Genomic DNA, 17745 nt, shown 5'->3' with positions numbered 1-17745 from the left:
AGAGAATTTGTTCGAGCTAATGGTAGCCAATGCGAGATATAAAAAGGGTAAAAAATTTGAAAATTTGTTGTTAACACACGTGCACACGACACAAAGTAAGTGGGATTTCAATGGCTAAATATTAGAGATAATGATAGATTTAAGTCTAATAATGCGCAGGGCGTGCGCATTATTAGAATATTCTAAGATCTATTGTTTCATACGTTTTTTGATACTCAAACACCAGATGTGAATTTTGTTTCGATGTTTAGAGTGAGCAGCACGAGCAATGTATTGTGGGCAGAAGTGTGTATTGTCTTTTCCAACAAAAATTTGAGATAAGGTTTCCCAGTACTTTTTCGTTGTCGGAGTAATAATCTTGAGGTCTTTTAGTTCAAAGAAGAGCGATTTGAGATCGCTTTGGGTTCCAAGCCAAAGGATGTTTTGTTTTGGGTATATCCCCGTAAAAAGATCGAAGAAGTCGGTATGTTGTTTGATGATCCATTTCATGTCATTGAGATGTTCGTAGATCTCATCTAAATATTTAATGTAAACGGAAGAGGTCAAAGAGAATGGGACTGATGGCGTTGGGTTTATTGTAGGTTTTTTTCTTTTGATTAAAGCATTGGTGAAGTAGAGGTGTTCCAGCGATTTTAACATATTCTCTGTAATATTTAGTAGGTGTTGGTCTTGGCTGGATGGGAAATCAATGGAGGTTATTGTGTTAAAGGAGATCATTTCATTGTACGCCAGAGGTATCAGTGGAGCAAATGGAGATTCAAGGAAAGCGGTTTCTTTTCTTTGAAAAATTTCACAGAAAGACTTATAGAGCTCAGTGGTTTTGTCGTTAAGTTCGAGGATAGCATACATCTTATTTTCATGTTTTGCCCATGATTCTTTTTCCCATTGCAAGAAGTTGGCAATGATTCTTCGTTGAGAAGGATGAAGCGGTGCGATGATAAGTGTTGCGGTAAGTATTGCGATAGGTTGGGTTAGCTTGATAAGGTTTGAGTTTATTGTGGATGGGGTGTCATTGGATGTAGTCCACGGTTCATTTACTGGGATAGGGCAATCTAAAAGTTCATGATTAAAGAGCATTATCAAGTCTCCTTTGAGTTGATCCAGGAAGAAGAAACGACCTAATTCAAGCGCTTCAAGAACGAGGTCACGATGTGCTCTGATGCAAAAAATATGATATACCTGAATGTCAGTGGGGTCGTATAAAAAATAGACTGGATTCGGGAGGGTGATGGATAAAACTTTGATTCGATTGATGATCCGGTGTATGTTTTTGTGGTCATTGGTAATCTGAGAATAGAATGTTTTTTTGAGGTGGATTTGTTGTTTGGCCAACGATAATGCTTTTTGTTTGACGAAGTTGAAGATGTCTTTTATTGCATCTGGAGAGATAAGCGTGTCAAAGTGGTCGGAGATTGCTTGATTCGCTACTGTGTACAAGTTGTTGGTAGAAAAATCTTTGTAGGAAAAAGTGTTGAAGCTATTGTCAAGGATGTCCTCGACAGGTAATGAATTATTCGGTTTCATGTAATTTTAAATTAAATGATAATGGTATTTAAATTAATAAATAGTGATAAAAATATAAGAGCTGAGATTGTTGGATAAGGATCGATTGATGTTTTTTGGGTGGAGCTGCAGAGGCTAGAGTTTTGAAAACTATTGGAATTTATGTTGATAGAGAAGGTTATTGTTGATTTTGGTGAAGTTTGGGATCCGTTGGGTTTGAGAAATGAGAGCTCGGTTTGGTGTTTTGGTTGAGAGATGAAGTGTTGAAGATGATTGAGGTTTCAAGAATGATGATATCAAGGGTGGAGGTCTCAAGGATGAAGATTTCACGGATGGAGGTTTCGAGAATGGAGTCAGAGATTGCTGAAAGCGAAATGAAGTGTTAAAATGATTGAGGTTTCAAGGGCGGAGGTTTTAAGGATGAATATTTCAAGGATGAAGACAGATATTGAAGGTTGAATTGATATTCCATTGGCGGCGGTCAAAATGAAGCAACAATAGGCTGATTGTTGAAAGAGGAATATAGTGTTTAATGATTGAAGCCTCAATAATGAATATTTCAAGGATGAAGACAGATATTGAAGGTTGAATTGATATTCCATGGGCGGCGGTCAAAATGAAGCAACAATAGGCTGATTGTTGAAAGAGGAATAAAGTGTTTAATGATTGAAGCCTCAATAATGAAGATGTCAAGGGTGGAGGCAGTGATTGAAGGTTAAATTGACATACCATGGGCGGCGGTCAAAATGAAGCAACAATAGGATACTACAAGTTGAATACTTGAACTGTACGCTACGTGTAAAACCTAATACTTAAATCCTAAAAAATTAAGGAAAAAAAACAGTGGCTAAAATCGTCAATTCTAAATAAGGATTTATTCCCTTATTACCCTTTATACTACATCTATCATTTTTGCATTTTTTATTTAGTCTAGATAGTGGATTTTTAGACTATGTTTTTTGAGGTGTTTTTTGAGGTCTAAATGATGTTTTTCTGATGTTTTTTGAGGTGTCTTTTTTTGAGTTAAAATAGGACATTTAGAGATGGAGAAGTTTATGATATTTTATGAGGAGTAAAAAAGTCTATTTAAAGATGGAGAGGTATGTGGAAATGTTTGACTGAATAATTGTGATATCGAAGAGAAAAGGGTTCGTTTTTTTGGGAATTATGGGGAGTAAAATGGATTCGTGTATATATAACCCAAAAGTGAGGTTATGTAGATTTTGGATGTGTCATTTTTTTTTGAGAGTTATTTAATTTCGTATTTTTAAGTGTAGGCAAATATTTGATTTTATGGAGTGTCTTTGATCTAATGATCTATTTCGTGGAATTACTTGTGGTTAAAAAGATGTAACAAGTAGTATATATTGTTTCATTGTAGTTTCATAGATTGAAAAATAAAGTCTTTGTGTCATTCTTGTAACATGCAGATATACAGGCTTTTAAAGTGGTTTATTTGCTTTTGTTTTGCGATCCCCCTAGAGTAACCAAAGGGTAAAGGAAGGGTATTCAAAGGGTAACCGAACCCCTTATTAAAGTAATATTATTCTCAGGTTAATTTGTGGAGAATTGAACCGATATTGGAGGGATTGCCTGTAAGTTTGATGCTGTAATTGTGTTTGTGATATAGTCTATATTCCTTAATTTTAGAGTCTTCTATGTTTGTTACTATTTTAGATTTAATATCTTTTTATGGGTTGTTATCTATTTAGTTGTCAGTTTGATATGGATAATTTGTATCTTTGCAATCGCAAGGAAATGATAAAGAGTTGTTTTTAAGTTTATTAATAGAATCTAAGTTTATTATTATAAATATTTTGTTCATTAAGTGTTTCTGATTGTTTTGGCTTGCACATAAACAAATTATATGAATACTTCATGAAATAGGTTTCCTGTTGTTTAACATGTGTATGATGTAATGTATTGTGTAGTAGATTGTTGTGTGGTGTGTGTGTATGCTGCAGTTCCATAATATGTTGTTTAATAGTTTTTGATCTTACAATAACCTCTACATATTTATATTATATTTAGTGCAACGAACTAGTAAATTAAATTGCATATGATGACTAAATTCACACAGCTAGCTTTCATACTAGCTTTCTTGGCTCTGGGGGAAGGGTTAAGATGGGTGTTGGGGGTACCAGTACCTGGTAGTATCATTGGTATGCTTTGCCTTGTTTTATGCCTTGAGTTTAAGGTTGTAAAATTAGAGTGGGTGAAGGATGCGAGTGACTTTTTAATTCAAAACATGGCTTTCTTCTTTATTCCAGCCGGAGTAGGATTGATGGTGTAGTGGGATATCATTTCAAAAGAGTGGGTTCCTATTGTGGTCGCATCAGTTCTGAGTACATTAATTGTCATGGCCGTAACTGGTCTTGTTTCTGGTAGAAAATAAAAGAGGGGAGAAAAACATGGAATTTTTAAATAGTATATCTTTCTTGGTGGCTTTCACCATGATTGTCTTTATTTTAGCAAAATTAATATATCAGAAATACCCAATTTTTATATTTAATCCGGTATTTCTATCGATGGGGGTTTGTATTGGTTTTCTTTTGATGACAAATATTCCTTACAGTGATTACAGTGCAAAAACAAAGTTTATAAGCTTTTGGCTTAATCCTTCCGTTGTAGCATTGGCAATACCTTTTTATCTTCAACTGGAGAGGATAAAAAGAGATTGGAAAAGGATCTTGTCTGCAATGGTTCTTGGTAGTCTTTCTGGAATTATTTCTGTTGTTTTGATCGCATTCTTATGTGGAGCTTCTAAACAGGTATATTTGTCTCTTGCAGCTAAATCGGTAACTACTCCTATAGCAATGGGGGTTACAGAAGCTTTAGGTGGTATTCCAGCACTTACTGCAGGAATTGTTGTTGCTGTTGGTATTTTAGGAGCGATTGTTGGGGAAGCCTTTATGAATTTATTAGGTGTGACCAATGCCAAGTCTCAAGGGATGGCTATTGGAACGGCTTCTCACGCATTGGGTACTGCTAAAATTGCTCCGAAGAGTGAGCAACATGGTGCATATTCAGCTCTTGGTTTGGCTATGAATGGTGTTTTAACTGCAATCTTTGCGCCGATCATCATGCCATGGATTGAGAAGTTATTAGAGTTAATATCATAATATATCATTCTAATTATATAAGATAGGTTATAGAAGGACTTTCTATAGCCTATTTTTTTATCTTTGAATTGAAAAACAATTTACCAATGTTATAAGAATATAATTAAAGCTCATGAGATTAATTATTCAAGAAGATGCATCGAACGTTGCAATTTGGAGTGCGAACTATATAGCTAAGCGTATTAATGATGCGAAGCCAACAGAAAAAAGACCTTTTGTATTGGGTCTTCCTACAGGAGGAACTCCTCTAGGGACTTACAAAGCGCTTATTTCACTTCATAAGGAAGGAAAAGTATCGTTTAAGAATGTGGTTACTTTCAATATGGATGAATATGTAGGAATTCCTAAAGAGCATCCTGAGAGTTACTACTCATTTATGTGGAATAATTTCTTCTCTCATGTAGATGTTCAAGAGGAGAATGTGAATATCCTAAATGGTAATGCTCCTGATATGAAAAAGGAGTGTTTAAGATATGAGAAAAAAATTCTCTCTTATGGAGGTATCGACCTTTTTATGGGAGGTGTAGGTGTTGATGGACATATTGCATTTAATGAGCCTGGTTCCTCTTTGGCATCTAGAACTCGTGACAAGGAGTTGAATCAAGATACAATTGTAGCCAATTCAAGATTTTTTGATAACGATATCAATCAAGTTCCAAAGAAGGCATTAACTGTTGGTGTTGGTACTTTATTAGATTCTAAAGAGATTATGATTCTGATTACAGGGCACAATAAATCTCGTGCTCTTCGTCATGCAGTAGAAGAGGGAGTGAATCATATGTGGACTATTAGTGCACTACAACTTCATTCTCAATCGATGATTTTGTGTGATGAATCTGCAACATATGAATTGACTGTTGGTACATATAAGCATTTCAAAGATATTGAAAAAGATAATATCGCGCCTGAGTCTGTTTGGGATACCAATGAAAATCTAGGATGGTAGTCTAGTATTTTATAAATTATATTAAAGAGAGAGTCATTTCGATTTCTCTCTTTTTTTTTGAGCTATTTTACTGTAACTTAGCATAAACGAATAAAACATACATTATGATGGTTAATAAACTGAAAATAGGTATCTCTTTGCTTGTTGGAGGTGCTCTTTTCCCTACAACGGCTGTAAAGGCAGATGAGATAAAAAAAAGTTCCAAACCCAATATTATTCTATTTGTAGTGGATGATATGGGTTGGGAAGATTCATCTGTTCCTATGTGGGACCAGACAGTACCAACCAATCGTCTATACCATACTCCTAACATGGAGAGGTTGGCTGCTTCAGGGGTTACGTTTACAGATGCTTATGCATCTAGTCCTGTGTGTTCTCCGACCAGAACAGCCATTATGACTGGACAGAATCCAATGAGAACACGAATTTCAAATTGGATTCCTGGAGAGGGGCAAGGAAATAGACAACAACAAAAATATTTGTTGCCAGATTGGAATATCCCTGGAATTTCTAAAGATCAATATACTTTACCACAAATGCTTAAAAAAGCTGGTTACTTTACAGCTATTATAGGTAAAGGGCATTTAGGAAATTATGGTGCTTTTGCTGCTAATCCTGAACATATCGGTTTTGATGTGGCGATTGCATCTCATGCTGCTGGACATCCTGGGAGTTATTATGTGCCTTATGGAAATCCAAAATCGAGTCATCATGTACCAGATTTGGATGCTTTCTATAAAGACAGTACGTATCTTACTGATGCACTTACTTCGGTTGCTGTCAATATGATCGATTCTTTGAGTAGAAATCCTGAGAAGCCTTTCTTTATCGATCTATCACACTATGCGCTTCATACTCCTTTGATGGAACATCCTCAATTGTTTAAAAAATACTTAGGATTGGGGTATAATAGAACCCAAGCAAGATATGCTTCGATGGTAGAAAGCATGGATGCTAGTTTGGGAAGGGTGATGGATGCACTTCAGGTGAATGGTCAGTTGGAGAATACTGCTATCTTCTTTATCTCAGACAACGGAGGTTTGGCAACCCATGGTGGAAATAATCGCGATGGAAGATATGCGACTTCATGTTTCCCTCTACGATTAGGAAAAGGTGGTGCTTATGAAGGAGGAATACGTATTCCAATGATCGTTTCGCTTCCTAATGCGAAGAAGAAGAATGTAAGAGTGAATGAGCCTGTGATTACAGATGACCTATTTTTGTCGTTTGCCGATTTGGCACATGCAGGGGTTCGTAGTAATTTTGTTTCTGATGGTGTTTCCATTATACCTCTTGTTACTGGAAAGAAAAAACACTTGAAAAGAGAGATTCCTCTTATTTGGCATTATCCTCACTATTGGGCTGGTCCTGGAATAAGAAGAATGTACCCAGATGTTAAGCCGTATACTGCAATTAGAATGGGAGATTACAAATTGCTGTATGATTATGATGCATCCAAAGCAGAGCTTTATAATCTAAAAGAAGATATCGGTGAGAAACATGATATCATTCAATCTAACCCTAAGATTGCTAAAAAACTGTGTGATGCTTTAGTGAAACAGATGAAGGCTGTAGAGGCTCAAACTCCAGTAGATAGAGACACAAAACAACCTGTTCCTTATCCACATCTATAGATAAGGGGACATTGATTGATCGCGTTGATTCGTTTATTATGGAATCACATTGTGAATAATATAAAAGCAAGGCCTGTTTAATAGGCTTTGCTTTTATAGTATGTCGGGCATGTTTATTTATTCACAATATCGAATATTAAATTTAGTGGTCTTAAAATACTTCCAAAGCCTAGATCCTTGATTAATCAGATATTTGTATTTTATATCAATTTCCTTGACTTATAATTTGTTTAGACAATATGCTTCTACTTTTATTCTTTTTATCCGAAATCCTAGTATATTTTTTTGTGTGTAATAAGTGTATTAAATTATAAAACTTTATACCTTTATCCTTGTTACTAAACGAGTATTTGTCAATTATCTCGTATCTTTTTAACGACTATTTTTGTTCTAGGAACTTGTTCATATATGAAACATTATCTCTGATTTTATCATTTAAACTTATTTTATTGTTATGGATGTAATGTTTGATATAGAATACCAATTCGGAAAGTAAAAAAACAATAAAATGATAGAAAGAGTTACTATTAAAAACTTTCAGGCTTTTAAGGAATTTTCGTTCGATCGCTTTACTCCAATCAATGTGATTGTAGGAGAAAATGATTCAGGAAAAACAGGGCTTCTAAAAATCATGTATGCCGCGACAAAGTCAATTGAAGAGTTTGGGATAAAGCAAAAACACTCTCCTGAACCTTTTAAAAAGGTATTAAGTAATAAATTAGGAAATTGTTTTAATAGTAGAAAAGGTGGTATCGGAAGAATGGTCAGGAGAGGTGCTGATGAAAAGCTCTCGTCCGAGATAAGTTATTGTGACAAGTCCCATTTATATTTCTCTTTTTCCTCTTCAGCAAAAGAACAAGTTGCTGATATTACGGATCACATAAAGGAGTTTGATGGTCATATTAACACTATTTTTTTACCAGCCAAAGAGGTGTTGTCAATATTTAAAACAATCGAAATTGCTAGAGATACTCTTTTTATCCCTGAATTTGACGACACATACTATGATTTGGTTAAATCTTTAAAAATTCCTACCAAAAAAGGCAAAATTGAGTCTAACTTAGTTTCAGTAAATCAAACACTTGAAAGAGTTTTTGAAGGAGAAGTACAGCAAAAAAAAGAAGGAGTTAATATAGATTTCATTTTTAAGAAGGGCAAATCAGAATTTCCTATGTCTTTTACTGCTGAAGGTGTAAAGAAAATAGGAATCTTAACGACTTTAATACGTAATAGACAACTTCATAAAGATTCAATTCTTTTTATGGATGAGCCAGATTCTAACCTTCACCCAAAAGCAATTAGAGAATTGTGTGAAATTATTTACAGTATGAGTAAAGCTGGTGTGCAGATTTTTATCTCAACTCATAATTATTTTATGATAAAACAATTGTCTATTATTGCTAGACGTCAACTAGAAAGTATGAGTTGTATTTCTTTGTCGTTAGATGACCAACATGCTGGAAATTTTGTCTCATCAGATTTAAAGGATGGACTTCCTGAGAATTCTATTGTTGCAGAAGCTTTGAAAATGATTGATGAAGAAATTGATTTAGATTTAATGTAATGATGAATGGATTTACAGAAAGTGGTATTACTCTTAATTTCCCAGATACAAGATGGTTTCGTTTTCAAGACCTTGATGTTTATAAGCAATTGAGTGGTTTTAACTTTAAAGAGATGGATGCTTGTTGGTATGATACTAGGCAAGATAAATTGTACTTGATTGAACTGAAGGATTTTAATGATGATGATATTAAGAATAAGAAAAATGCTACTAACAGGATTGATAATCTTATAAAGAAATCACTTGATAGTCTACAAATGATTCTATCTTATCAGCAATCTAGACCTTTAGGGGCTCAACTTTTACAATCTAATCAAATTAAGGTTACTCAAGATACAACGCTTCTTTTTGTATCTATTCTAAATGTATTACAATCACAAGAACCTGATTTATCTTTTATACGCGAAAGATTTAAGAGTAAGTTTAGAGCTTATGAGAAACTTTTTGATTTAAAAAGTACTGTGATGAGCTATACAAAGGCTAAGAGTAATTTTGATTTCGTAATTTAATATATTTTGATTCTGTTAATTTAGATCGAAAAGTTTTTTGAACTACCCATGTCATAATGAGTGTACTTTGGTGTTATCGTGGGTGAATAATCCTCATTCTACTCGATTTTAGATAGACGTATTGTATGTGCCGAAATGATTTGGCATAGACTGTATGATCTCTCCGTCTTCTGTCTCTCCCCATTGACAACTCTTAAATGTAGCCGATGCTTTTACAGGAATAATCTCGATGATATCTCCTCTTTGGATTTTAAAGAATTCACTAGGGGTAACTTTAATTGTAGCGTGGGTTAGTGATATTTTATGTATATAGTTTAGCTCTCCTAGGAGTGTTTTTTTGCCTTTATCCTCTCTGAATACCCTACCATAAAGCTCTTTCCCATCAATGTTTATATAGCTGTTTCGTGTGATGTGATGTTCATTTGCTTGAAGAATGATCTCATTACGAGATTTATTTTTGGCAATAACAGAGGTGTGTATTTTTAGGGCTATATCCTCTAATTTACACGCACCAAGCTTCCACGTAAGTGCATCGTTGAAAATAAAAGTACTTGGTTGGATTTCAGTAATATTTCTAAAATCATTACATATGAGAGCAGAGAGTGTGTCTCCAATGATAAGTTCTATATGGGGGAAGGATGCTAAAAACTGATTTTTCAGATTGGTCAGTTGAAGAATGGTGGTATAGTGTATATTGTTTATTTTATGTCTTGTCTCACTTGTAAAGGTGTGGTATGGATGTGCCATAAACCCTTTGAAGTTGAAACGACTAGGGTTTTTCAGTATAAATCCAATTATCTTTTGAATTTTCTTAATATTTGTACTAGGGATCCCTAACATCTCTCCATCTGTATCTATCTTTAGATAGATAGATATTGGGCTAGGAACATCCATCAATTCTTCTAGGGTTGAGAGGTGCTCTACCACTGTTTGTAACTTTATCTTATTATTTAGTGTAATCAGTTGTTCTTTGTCATGGATGTTTATCGGAACAGTCACTGTAATATCCTCCCATCCATTATCTGCAAAATAGTTTGCGATTTGCAGTGATGAGACTGCAATCTTGTCAATACCAAATTGACGATACCATTCAGTGATTTGCAGCGAACAGTGTGCCATTACATGAGGTCTTAAAGACACCTTGTGTTTCTGACATTTCAGAGCCATCTTCTCAATATTACGATGGCATCTCTCTTTATTTATTGATAGTTTGGTATGACTGTTCATGGGGGAGGTCGTTTGGCCTATAAGTTGTTCAAAAAGTTATCTCTCTCTTGTTTCAGTTTTAGCGACAATCCTACTTTGTAGATATGAGGACTGATGAAACGATAATGCTCTGAGGGCAATTGTTTGGATCGTTCCATCAGATATTCATGAGATTCTTTGGCCGATGGAAGATCTATCAGAATTTCTCCTTTGGACATGACATGCTTTTGTAGCTCTTCGGACTGTAGCGCTTCGACAGTTGTCTTTTTATAGTCGACACTCGGGTGGAATATCTCTTTAATATCTTCTACCTTTTCTGACCTCTTAACAATTGCATCTCGATAGAACATCCCATCATGATCGTAATATCGAACCACCTTTTTCGCGCCAGGAAGCGTTACTTTTTCGATGTTTTCTGAAACTTTCATTCTCGAAATTCCATCACATTCTGCAAGCTTATATACCCCATCAAGAGATGAGTCTGGCTTTCCTGTAATCATTTCAGTACCTACACCAAAAGCATCAATTCGTGCATCTTGCTCTAACAAACTTTTGATTACATGTTCATTCAACTGGTTTGAAGCGGTGATGATGATATCCTGATGACCTGCATCGTCTAACATTTTACGTGCTTTACGACTCAAATAAGAGAGGTCGCCGCTATCTAAACGTATCCCTTTAATCTTTCGTCCTTGTGCTTTCAGTTCATTTGCCAGCTTGATGGCATTTGGTAACCCACTTCGCAATGTGTTATAGGTATCCACCAAAAGAATACAGTTGTCTGGATGAATATCAGAAAATACTTTAAAGGCTTCGTACTCATCTTGAAAACTCTGAACCCAACTATGTGCCATGGTCCCTGAAACTTCTAAATTGTATCTTTTCGCAGCATATACATTCGATGTAGCTACAGCTCCCCCTATAATGGCTGCTTTACTCGCTTGTACTGCACCTGTTCCATGGGCTCTGCGAATACCAAAATCAATAATGTTTCTGCCTCTGGCTGCCTGAGTAATACGGAATGTCTTGGTTGCGATTAATGATTCATAGTTTAAAATATTCAGAAGAAGTGTCTCAATTAACTGACACTCTATAATATTACCTTCTATTCGCATGATAGGGACTCTAGGGAAAGCAATTTCTCCCTCTTTCATGGAGTAGATATCTCCTTGAAATTTAAAGTCACGTAGGTAGTCAAGAAATCTAGAATCGATCCCTTTCTCTGCTAAGAATGCAATATCCTCCTCCGAGAAATTAAATCTCTTCACTAACTCGATGGCATCACTAAGACCTGCAAAAATTAAATATCCCCCTCCAAAAGGGTTTGTCCTGTAAAAGTAATCAAATGATACTTGACTATTCCCTTTCCCTGATAAGAAAAAAGCTTGGGACATCGTGATTTCGTAAAAGTCTGTATATAAACCGCAGTTATTCATTCTAAGCATTTATTTAATGGGTAATCCTAGCCTTGTTATTTGTAAAAATAGTAAAAACCAAATCTTTTACATAACAATATAAAGTGATATTTGATCTTTCTTACAAATTAATTGTGTTTTTACTTTACATAGTATTGTATTGTTGTGTAAATTACCCTTTTTATGATCTTAATTACTCCCTTTATGCTTTACATATTTATATTATCCTGTTTATTTTAATATAAGTAAGTTCACATAATTACAGATAGTTTTTTTTCATGATTACAATAGATGTTGTTTCTTAGGGACATGCGTTATGTAAAGTTAACACAGGATGTAGTTCTAAAACTAACTGCTCTATATGAACATTCAGACAACAAGGTGGAAAGAATGCGTTTACATTGTCTATTACTGTCCAATAGTCACTATTCTATGGTTGATATTTCAAGGATAATGGGAATATCTGTCATTACAGTATCACGTCTATTTGACAAGTGGTTAGAATATAATTTTGATGCACTTAGGATTAAACAAGGAAGAGGAGCAAAGTGTAAATTAGCTGGATTCGATGATATAATCAAAGATTTAGTAAAAATAAATAATCGTAATCTATCTTCTATACTTCATCATTTGAAAGAACATTATAATCTTACCATTTCAAAAGAGACTTTAATACGTTTTTTAAAAAGATCGGGTATGTATGGAAGCGAGTCCGGCGATCACTCAAGACAAAACGGAATGATATAGACTTCCAACTAAAGCAACATCAACTAACAGAATTACGTAAGTGTGAGGATTCAGGATACTTAGATTTATATTTCGTTGATGAAAGTCACTTTAGTCTAACTCCCTATGTTCCATATGCATGGCAGGACAAGAAGAATCAAATATTACTTCCGTCATCAAGAAGTAAAGCTCTTAATGTTATAGGAGCAATGAATCGTAAAAATGAGGTTCATCCACATTTTGCGTATATATCTTGATGCATTGCTTTTATTTTTAACATAAAAAAATCTAAGTCACGATAGCCATATGCTTGTCTTTTTAAGGTTTTAATCTTGTTATTTATTCCTTCTAAAGGCCCCGTGGAGATATTGCACTTATACCAATTTAGAATTCCTGTTTTGTGTTTGGTCAATAGTTCTACCATTTTCTTAAGCTGAGGGATTTCAGTCTCATTTGCCTCTTCTATCCATTGTTTAAGTAATTTTGAAGCGTCTCTAATATTATCTTGATTCCATAATTCCCTCAATTCTTCTTTCAAATAATATGCGTAAAACAAGGTGGTATTCGTTTCTAATACTTTTTCAAGTCTTGAGTCTTCCCCTTTCTGAAGATTGAGATTATCTGGGTTTTTTAACAATAGCCAACGACTTCCTTTTAAACTTTTCTTGATAACCTCATCCTTCTCTTTGTTGTAAAGATCTCTTCTAATTTTACTTATAGTCTCATTTAGTTTCTTTATTATATGGAAATGGTCAAATACCATAGTAGCTTTAGGTGCATTGGTCTTTACTGAAAGGATATAGGCAGCTGACATATCAATAGCAACAGATTCTATTTGGACTTTATTGATCTTTATTCGTTTCCAAAATGGAACCAATGATTCGGAACCTTTACCTTTTCCTACATGCAAAACGACTCCTTTATCTAAGTCATATACACAAGTCATGTATACATGTCCCTTCCTCACTGCGAATTCATCGATAGCAATATGTTTCACCCCCTTTAGCCCAGGAGAATGACATTTTGATTTTAAGTGAGACTTAATGATATCTTTTACAATATTCCAGTTAAGGTCTAAAAGTCGACTGATTGATTGAATCGTCATATGAGAAGAGAGAAGTAAAACCATCTTCTCTAAAGATCGAATATAGGACTTCTGCTCTTTTGCAAACCTTAAATGTTCCTGACGTACGATCTTGCATTTCTTGCAATAAAGGCGTTGAATATCTATGATAATAACGCACTTCTTTTTGCCTATCATTGGCCCCTTGAAACTACGTTCAATAACTCCACAACAAATAACATGCATTCTTTTATAGCGACTACAACGTAGTTTGTCTTTTTTTGTTTTAACTTTAAGTTGGATGGTATCTCCAACATAGGATGTGGATAATAATTGCTGGTCTTGTAATCCTAAACAATGATATATACTACTGGTATTCATAGTCTATAGTGTTTTATATAAGAAATAACTATAGAATATGTTTACCAGTCTTTTTGTTCATATACGCAATTCATGGAAGAACCTTAAAAAAGCAATAATAAAAAATGCAATATATCTATCATTTTGTGTATTTCATCAAGGATTAATGTTTACTAAATTTGATTTAGTTAATTGTTAAGTTAGATATATTATGATGATCACAATGTGTCAGTGAATAATATTTATTGAACTAAAGTTTTTAACATGCTATATAATATAATTGCCTAAAATAAAATTTATGTGACAATGGATTCATTTTTAATACGTCAATATTATAAAATAATGAGTTCATTTCTATTTATTAATAATTTCTCTAACAAATTCAAGCACATGAGGTCTCCATGATCTGTTTACTACTAAAAAAATGAAAGTATTGTACTTGTTTGTGAGATGATATAAAAAACTCATCTTATCATAACAAACTCATTACTTTAGAACTGATAAGAATAAAAGCACAATACTTATCAGGTGTTTAATAACTAATTAATCAAGCCAAATTTATGAATAGAAAACTAACGACCATAGTTTTAATACTCTTGTTATGTCATATAAATACGATGGCAACATGTATTAATATCGGAGTTGTTGAAACGATAGGTCAGCAATCAAAAAGGCGTTGGATAAAAGGGGTTATTACTGATCCCAAAGGTGAAACTCTTCCAGGAGCAAATGTGATTATAAAGGGAACAACTAAAGGTGTTATAACTGGAGTTGATGGAAGTTATGAGATACTAGTAACTAACGAAGATGAATTGATATTTTCGTTTATTGGATTTGATTCTAAAATTGTCAAAGTAGGTAGCAAGATGCAATTAAATGTGCAACTATCTATTATGCATAATGAACTAGAAGATATAACTATTGTTGCTTTTGGTAAACAGAAAAAAGAGAGTGTCATAGGCTCTATTACTACAGTAAAACCATCTGAATTAAAAGTACCTTCAAGTAATTTGACTACAGCATTAGCTGGAAGGATGTCTGGTGTTATTTCATATCAAAGAAGTGGTGAGCCAGGTCAAGATAATGCAGAATTTTTTATTAGAGGTGTGACAACATTTGGTTACAAGAAAGATCCTTTGATATTAGTTGATCACAACGAAGTTAGTTCAACAGAACTGTCAAAATTACATCCTGATGATATAGCATCCTTTTCTATTATGAAAGATGCTACTGCCACTGCTCTTTATGGGTCACGTGGAGCAAATGGTGTTATTCTTGTTACAACTAAAGAAGGAAAAGAAGGAAAAGCTCAGATAAATGTTCGTTTAGAAGAGTCTATGTCAATGCCTACACAGAAAGTAAAGCTTGCAGATCCAATTCAATACATGTATCTACATAATGAGGCAATCAAAACAAGAGATCCTCTACGCCCAGCCATGTATAGTGAAACTAGAATTGATAGAACTAAAGCAGGAGTAAATCCTGACGTTTATCCTACAACAAATTGGTATGATGAGCTATTCAAAAATTATGCGTTAAATAAACGAATGAACTTGAATATCAGTGGTGGAGGAAAAGTCGCACGTTATTATGTTGCAGGAAGTTTGTCAAGTGATAATGGATTATTGAAGGTTGACCCTAAAAACAATTTCAATAGTAACATTGATTTGAAGAGATATATGTTACGTTCAAATGTGAATATTAGTGTAACAAAAACAACAAAAGTCAATGTCCGTCTGCAGGGTGCATTTGATGATTATACTGGACCTATTGATGGAGGGTCTGCTATTTATGGGAAAGTTTTACAAAGTAATCCTGTTTTATTCCCTGCTTTTTATAAACCAGATGATAAAAATAAAAATACACAACATATCCTTTTTGGAAATGCTGAAAGTGGAAATTATAATAATCCATATGCAGATATGGTGAAAGGTTATAAGAATTATACAACTTCTAATATGTCTGCCCAGTTTGAGTTGCATCAAGATTTGGATTTCTTGCTTAAGGGTTTAAGTTTAAGAGGTATTTTTAATACCTCTAGGTATTCATACTTTGATGTAAGTAGATTCTACAATCCATTTCTATATAAAATTGCAACTTATGATGAGCAAAGTAACGACTATTCGTTGGAGTTGCTAAATCAGAACACAGGTACTGAATATCTTAACTATAAAGAAGGTAAAAAGAACGTAAATTCAACAACCTATTTTGAAGGAGCTATAAACTGGAGTAATACTTTTGGAAAACACTCTTTTGGTACACTATTAGTTGGTACCATGAGACAACATTTGACAGCAAATGCTGGTGATCTACAAAAATCTCTGCCATACAAAAACATTAGTATCGCTGGAAGATCTACCTATAGTTATGATTCCAAATATTTTATTGAAGTTAATTTTGGATATAATGGTTCCGAGCGTTTTTCAAAGAAAGAGAGATTTGGTTTTTTCCCTTCTGCGGGTCTAAGTTGGATGGTATCCAATGAACCATTTTGGAAATCTAACTTATCATCTACTTTTAATAAATTTAAATTCAAAGCTACTTATGGGATATCAGGTAATGACGCGATTGGTAGTGCTAATGATAGATTTTTCTATCTTTCAAATGTTAATTTGAATGATTCTAACAAAGGTGCAAGTTTTGGTACCGAAAAGGGGTATCATAATAACGGAGTATCTATTTCTCGTTATGCCAATGATAATATTACATGGGAAACTGCTAAAAAATTAAATTTAGGTACTGAAATTGGATTATGGAATAGTTTAGAGTTACAGGTTGATCTATTTCAAGAAAAGAGGAACAATATTTTGATGACAAGAAGTTCTATACCAACAACAATGGGACTACAGGCATCATCTAGAGCAAATGTTGGAGAGGCATCATCCAAGGGTATTGATTTGTCATTAAATTTGAATCATTCTTTCAATAACGATTTTTGGCTTACAGCCATGGGAAACTTTACATATGCTAAGAGTCAATTTGATGTATATGAGGAACCTTCATATGCAAATACACCTTGGAGATCACGTATTGGATATAGTTTGAACCAAACATGGGGATATGTTGCTGAGCGTTTATTTATTGATGCATCAGAGATCAAAAATTCACCTACACAGATTGGTAATTATATGGCCGGAGATATAAAATATAAGGATATTAACGGTGATGGGAAGATTACTGAAATGGATAAGGTTCCTTTAGGCTATCCTACAAGTCCAGAAATAGTGTATGGTTTTGGTTTCTCATTTGGTTATAAGGGATTCGATTTCAACTGTTTTTTCCAAGGATTAGATCGAGAATCTTTTTGGATTAATGCGGATGCAACTTCTCCATTTATTAACAATCAGAGTGCTTTACTTGCTGTTTATGCTGATGATCATTGGTCTGAAGATAATAGAAATTCCTATGCATTATGGCCACGTTTATCTGATGAAAAGATCTCAAATAACCTTCAGACTTCTAGTTGGTTCATGCGTGATGGGGCATTTCTTAGATTAAAATCTTTAGAAATAGGTTATTCTTTACCACAGAACTTGATATCTAAAGTGAAGTTGAATAATCTAAGAATTTATCTTAGTGGAACCAACTTATTGACTTTTAGTAAGTTTAAGTTATGGGATCCTGAAATGGGAGGGAATGGTTTTGCTTATCCTGTTCAGAAGGTATATAATTTAGGTTTAAAGTTTACTTTTTAAAG

At 34.1% G+C, this 17745-nt stretch carries 12 protein-coding genes; 8 read left to right on the top strand and 4 right to left on the bottom strand.

Translation table 11 applies throughout. From position 1 onward, the window contains the following. Positions 1 to 189: 189 nt before the first annotated feature. On the bottom strand, positions 190 to 1524 hold the full coding sequence (locus tag K4L44_11905; protein QZE13289.1) for a hypothetical protein: 1335 nt from the start codon (positions 1522 to 1524) through the stop codon (positions 190 to 192). Between the two features lie 2038 nt (positions 1525 to 3562). Between K4L44_11905 and K4L44_11900 the strand changes: the two genes are divergently transcribed. From K4L44_11900 to K4L44_11875, 6 genes are all read left to right on the top strand, one after another. Continuing rightward, positions 3563 to 3796, top strand: a complete 234-nt coding sequence (locus tag K4L44_11900; protein QZE13288.1) for a CidA/LrgA family protein — start codon at positions 3563 to 3565, stop codon at positions 3794 to 3796. Positions 3797 to 3914: 118 nt separating this feature from the next. After that, positions 3915 to 4625: an LrgB family protein gene (locus tag K4L44_11895; GenBank protein QZE13287.1), complete on the top strand. Its 711-nt coding sequence runs from the start codon at positions 3915 to 3917 to the stop codon at positions 4623 to 4625. A 112-nt stretch (positions 4626 to 4737) separates the two neighbouring features. After that, the gene (locus K4L44_11890) at positions 4738 to 5571 is read left to right on the top strand and encodes a glucosamine-6-phosphate deaminase (GenBank protein ID QZE13286.1); all 834 of its coding nucleotides are present in this window, start codon (positions 4738 to 4740) and stop codon (positions 5569 to 5571) included. A gap of 104 nt (positions 5572 to 5675) precedes the next feature. After that, on the top strand, positions 5676 to 7205 hold the full coding sequence (locus K4L44_11885; protein QZE13285.1) for a sulfatase: 1530 nt from the start codon (positions 5676 to 5678) through the stop codon (positions 7203 to 7205). 583 nt (positions 7206 to 7788) lie between these two features. Continuing rightward, positions 7789 to 8769: an ATP-binding protein gene (locus K4L44_11880; protein ID QZE13284.1), complete on the top strand. Its 981-nt coding sequence runs from the start codon at positions 7789 to 7791 to the stop codon at positions 8767 to 8769. After that, the gene (locus K4L44_11875; GenBank protein QZE13283.1) at positions 8769 to 9278 is read left to right on the top strand and encodes a hypothetical protein; all 510 of its coding nucleotides are present in this window, start codon (positions 8769 to 8771) and stop codon (positions 9276 to 9278) included. The genes K4L44_11880 and K4L44_11875 overlap by 1 nt, the downstream gene beginning before the upstream one ends. Before the next feature lie 108 nt (positions 9279 to 9386). Here K4L44_11875 and K4L44_11870 read toward each other — a convergent pair whose 3' ends face one another. Continuing rightward, positions 9387 to 10505: an alanine racemase gene (locus K4L44_11870; GenBank protein ID QZE13282.1), complete on the bottom strand. Its 1119-nt coding sequence runs from the start codon at positions 10503 to 10505 to the stop codon at positions 9387 to 9389. A gap of 17 nt (positions 10506 to 10522) precedes the next feature. Next, positions 10523 to 11920 (bottom strand): nicotinate phosphoribosyltransferase, encoded by a 1398-nt coding sequence (locus K4L44_11865; GenBank protein QZE13281.1) that lies wholly within the window; start codon positions 11918 to 11920, stop codon positions 10523 to 10525. Positions 11921 to 12190: 270 nt separating this feature from the next. Here K4L44_11865 and K4L44_11860 point away from each other — a divergent pair, with 270 nt between their 5' ends. Then, complete coding sequence (locus K4L44_11860; protein ID QZE13280.1) at positions 12191 to 12646, top strand: helix-turn-helix domain-containing protein; 456 nt, start codon at positions 12191 to 12193, stop codon at positions 12644 to 12646. Positions 12647 to 12854: 208 nt separating this feature from the next. Here the strand turns inward: K4L44_11860 and K4L44_11855 are convergent, their stop codons facing one another. After that, positions 12855 to 14069 (bottom strand): ISL3 family transposase, encoded by a 1215-nt coding sequence (locus K4L44_11855; protein QZE13279.1) that lies wholly within the window; start codon positions 14067 to 14069, stop codon positions 12855 to 12857. A gap of 539 nt (positions 14070 to 14608) precedes the next feature. On the opposite strand from K4L44_11855, the gene K4L44_11850 reads away from it, so the two are divergent. Next, entirely contained in the window at positions 14609 to 17743 is a 3135-nt protein-coding gene (locus K4L44_11850; protein ID QZE13278.1) for a TonB-dependent receptor, read from the top strand. The last annotated feature ends 2 nt before the right edge of the window (positions 17744 to 17745 follow it).

This window comes from Prolixibacteraceae bacterium, assembly GCA_019720755.1.
GTDB classification, from domain to species: Bacteria; Bacteroidota; Bacteroidia; order Bacteroidales; family Prolixibacteraceae; genus Halosquirtibacter; species Halosquirtibacter laminarini.
The sequence above is the reverse complement of the archived record's forward strand: the minus strand, read 5'-3'. Positions and strand labels throughout refer to the sequence as shown.